General features: G+C 47.2%; 1 protein-coding gene. It reads left to right on the top strand.

What is annotated here, in order from left to right; genetic code table 11:
- Positions 1 to 38: 38 nt before the first annotated feature.
- Positions 39 to 4,064, top strand: a complete 4,026-nt coding sequence (locus QUB44_RS30230) for a PA14 domain-containing protein (RefSeq protein ID WP_333373483.1) — start codon at positions 39 to 41, stop codon at positions 4,062 to 4,064.
- The last annotated feature ends 27 nt before the right edge of the window (positions 4,065 to 4,091 follow it).

The following is a 4,091-nucleotide window of genomic DNA, read 5'->3' as shown; positions in this document are numbered from 1 at the left end:
TTTGCCCAAAAATAGCTCAAAACCTCTGCCTAGCATTTATGAGTATTTGTACTCATCGCAAAAGTGACACGCTCCCGATCGGTTCTGGAAAATGGGCAGATTCATTAGTTGAATATGTTGATTTTGTCAAAGCTTCCGGGAAAAAGAATGCAGTCATTAATTTGAGTATGGATCTTACTCAAGTTAATCCCGACGGTACGACAACAACTCGCTATGAATTGACGCCGGAGGAAAGGAGGGCGATCGAATATGCTCGTCAAAATGGAGTAATGATGGTAGTCGCGGCTGGAAATGACGGTGGCGTAATGTCGGCCTTGGGTCAAGCTTCCCAAGAATTTGACAATATCATTACTGTTGGTTCAGCCGATCGGGTTAATGATGAAATTGCACTTTCTAAAGCTTACGATCGCACAAATTATTCCAGCTACGGTCAAGGTTTAGATATTTTGGCACCGGGAGGAACTGTTCAGCATCCAGAGTTATCCACAGTGGGTGATGGTGTCGGGACAATGGCCGGAACATCGGTAGCGACAGCGAAAGTCACGGGTGCTGTTTCGCAAGTTTGGGCGGCAAATCCAAGTTTGAGTTATCGCCAAGTAATTCAAATCATCAAGGATACAGCTACTGATTTAAAGACTCCCAATTGGGATGGCGAGACGGGTGCTGGAGTGGTAAATTTAGAAGCTGCTGTCGCTTTGGCTCTAGCTACGATACCGCAAGAGTATGACGTATCAGCAATGTTAGTTCCTGAAACATGGAGTGGTGAAGGGAAGGTAACACCTAGCGAACGAGCGGCTGCTAGTCCCTTGTGGCCCACTGTCGAATCAGCCAACTTTTCTGCTTGGGTAATGCCGACTAATGGTGCAAATGTGCGATCGGGCCCCGGAACTAATTTTGCGATCGTGGGTAGCTATCCTTATCAAGCAACTATCCAATTTGACGGCTGGACTTATGGGGAGCGCATTCCTGACGAGCAACTAGGAACACCCGATGAGCGGTGGTATCGGATCGCAGGTACAAATAACTGGATGGCAAGTGCAGTTGTTTTTGGGAATGCACCCGGATCTACCCCGCTACCACCAGTTCAAGCGCAGCCGCAACCTCTCCCCCCTGCCCTTTTACCCGGACAAGGAAAAGTGCCAGCTAATGCAGGCTCGTTCATAAAGACAGTAGTCAGCAATCAAGTAACCACTCACTACTACCAGAACGGATATTTGATGGTACAGCCAAATGGGCAGCAAAGTTGGTACGCTTTGGGTTCGAGTTCCTTGCCAGTGCTGCCAGTTCCAGTTCCAAAGCCCGTTACAGTATTGCCGTCGCCTCACGGCAGCACTGGGCAGTGGCAAGTGCAATTTTGGAATAACAAAAATCTCTCAGGTAATCCAACTTTTACTCGCGCCGAACCACCGGGAGAATTGCGATTTTCTGCTGGGGGAGTTCCATCCGGGACTATTGGAATTCCTGCGGATGGCTTTTCAGCCCGCTGGGAAACCACGAGCAATTTTGAAGGCGGTTTTTATAACTTCATCAGTCAGGCAGATGATGGCGTGAGAGTTTACATTGATGGTGTCAAAGTTGTTGACAAGTGGAAAGACCAAGCTGCTGCTCGCAATGATGCTTTTGTCGCCGTACCAAAGGGTCAACATAAAATAGTTGTCGAATACTTTGAAAATGCTGGCCAGGCAGTTAATAACCTGCGGTGGGAAGCATCAAATCTTCTGAAAAATTGGACAGGTGAACTGCGTCCAGTCGGTTACGATGGCGGAGCAGTTCACGACACTTATCTAAACACCTATCAGCGCAATGGCGGCATCTCCAAACTTGGCTATCCGATTAATAAAGTCCATCCTTGGGCCCAAGGCTACACTCAAGATTTTGAGGGAGGCTCTGACGGCAAAGGGGCGATTATGAAGTCAAACGCCAACGAGAATTCTTACTGGGTTGGCAACGATTTCTGGACAACCCTTTTAGCAACTGGCGGTGCTGACGGTATCTTAAAATATCCGACTTCTCACCGTTACTTCACTAAGTCTGGCGAACGACAAAATTTCCAAGGCGGTGTCATTCTCAAGTCTAAGAAGGGAACGTTTCCTATCTTTGGCGGCATGGCTGGGAAGTATTTCGAGTTAGGAGGGGAAAACAGCTTTCTGGGATTCCCCACTAGCGGTGAAATAGGTCTGGGTGACGGTTGGATTATTCAGAATTTTGAGGGAGGTTACATTTTTTATAAAGAAGGAATGCCAACCATTGCTTACAATACTAAGGCAATAGAAAGCTTGCCACCAGATAGCGGTCATGGTAGCACTTCGGACTGGCACGGTCAGTATTGGAACAATAAGAATTTAGTTGGTTCTCCGCAGTGGTCGCAATACGAACAAAAAGGTGAATTGCGGTTCGCGGCTGGTGAAGGGGGGCCGCCCAATACCAGAGGAATTAAAGAAGATAATTTCGGGGCGCGTTGGATTACCACTAGCTATTTTGACGGTGGCATCTACAACTTTATCAATCAAGCTGATGATGGAGTACGGGTTTATGTGGACGGCAAACTGACTATTGACAAATGGAAAGACTCGGCGTTTGAAAAGAAAACAGCTTTCGCAGCCATTGAGCCTGGATACCATCAGGTCATGGTGGAGTATTTTGAGAATGGTGGTGCCGCCGCTAATACGCTGAAGTGGGAACAAGCAAATTCTCCTAAAGAATGGGCTGGTGAGTTCTATCGAGGGAAGGATCTAAATGATAACAACTTCGCTGGAAATCGCGGTGGCGGAACGAGTTTCTTAGATAAAGATTGGGGAAATAGCCATGAAGCCGGCGTGTCCATTGGTGACGACGATTTTTCAGATCGTTGGGCAACAACTCGCTATTTCGATTCGCCGGGAATTTACAAGTTTACCAGCCAAGCCGATGATGGTGTCCGGGTCTGGGTGAATGATAAGCTGGTAATTGATAAGTGGGGCGATCAACCATTAGTTAGCAATGAGGTGCTAGTTTCACTCGATAAAGGCCATCACAGAATTCGAGTTGAGCATTTTGAAAATGGTGGTGGTGCAGTGAATAAACTGAGTTGGCAGAAGTTACAATTTTCGCCAGTACCCGTTCCAGGTGTTATCGGTTTAGTTCAACAGGAACCTTGGGTTGCTGAGTATTTCAATAATCGAGATTTGAGCGGGACTCCTGTTGTAACTCGCACCGACGGTTCTACTACCGCAGGATTTAATTTAAACTGGGGTGGGGGCAGCCCGGACAGCCGAATTAACCAGGATAATTTCTCATCGCGGCTGACAACTCACCGACAATTGCCTGCTGGCACTTATAAGTTTAAGTTGCAAGGTGATGACGCGGCACGGCTATATATTAATGGTGAAAAGGTGATTGACCGATGGGACAATCCCCCTTTTGTTCCTCACGAAGTAGAAGTTACTCTCCCAGCAGGAATCCACACGCTGCAAGTGGAACACTCGGAAATTGGCGGGGCAGCTTATCTGAATTTAGATTGGGATTACTCTGCTAATATCCCTAATTACCCGATCGATCCTGCTTTGCAGTCTGCCTACAATAGTTTGGCAACTCAGTTAGGTACAAGCGCGATTGGAGTTGCAATTACTCAATTGCCACCGAATCCTTTGAGCAATAAGATTCAAGAATTCCGAGGTACTTTGGGGCGGGGAGCTTTGTTGAAAAAAGCGGGAAGTTCCACTGTTAGCTATGTGTTCGGCCAGTTGTGGGAGGCTTATCAAAAAGCTGGCGGTTCTAATGCTTTGGGTTATCCTTTGTCTTCTCAAAAGGACTTGGGCAATGGCGCTTATGAGCTGGATTTGCCGAATGGGAAGCTGTTCTGGGCACCGGGAATGACGAATCCCACTTACTACGAATATTTCAACAACCGTTTGACTATTCCTGCTGATAGTTGGCGGGGTGAATATTTCAATAATCGGGATTGGGCAGGAAGTCCTGCTATGGTTCGCGGTGATAGTGCTTCAGCTAGTAATTTGGATAAAGAATGGGTGCTTGGTCAGGGCTATTTCATTCTAAACAGCTTCTTCAAAACGTCTAGACCATAGCCCGCGAGCCGTTGTGCCTGTGCCATA

The sequence above is a fragment of the Microcoleus sp. AT3-D2 genome, assembly GCF_036705715.1.
Lineage (GTDB): Bacteria > Cyanobacteriota > Cyanobacteriia > Cyanobacteriales > Microcoleaceae > Microcoleus.
Note: the sequence above shows the minus strand (reverse complement) of the source record. Positions and strands in the feature narration are given on the sequence as shown.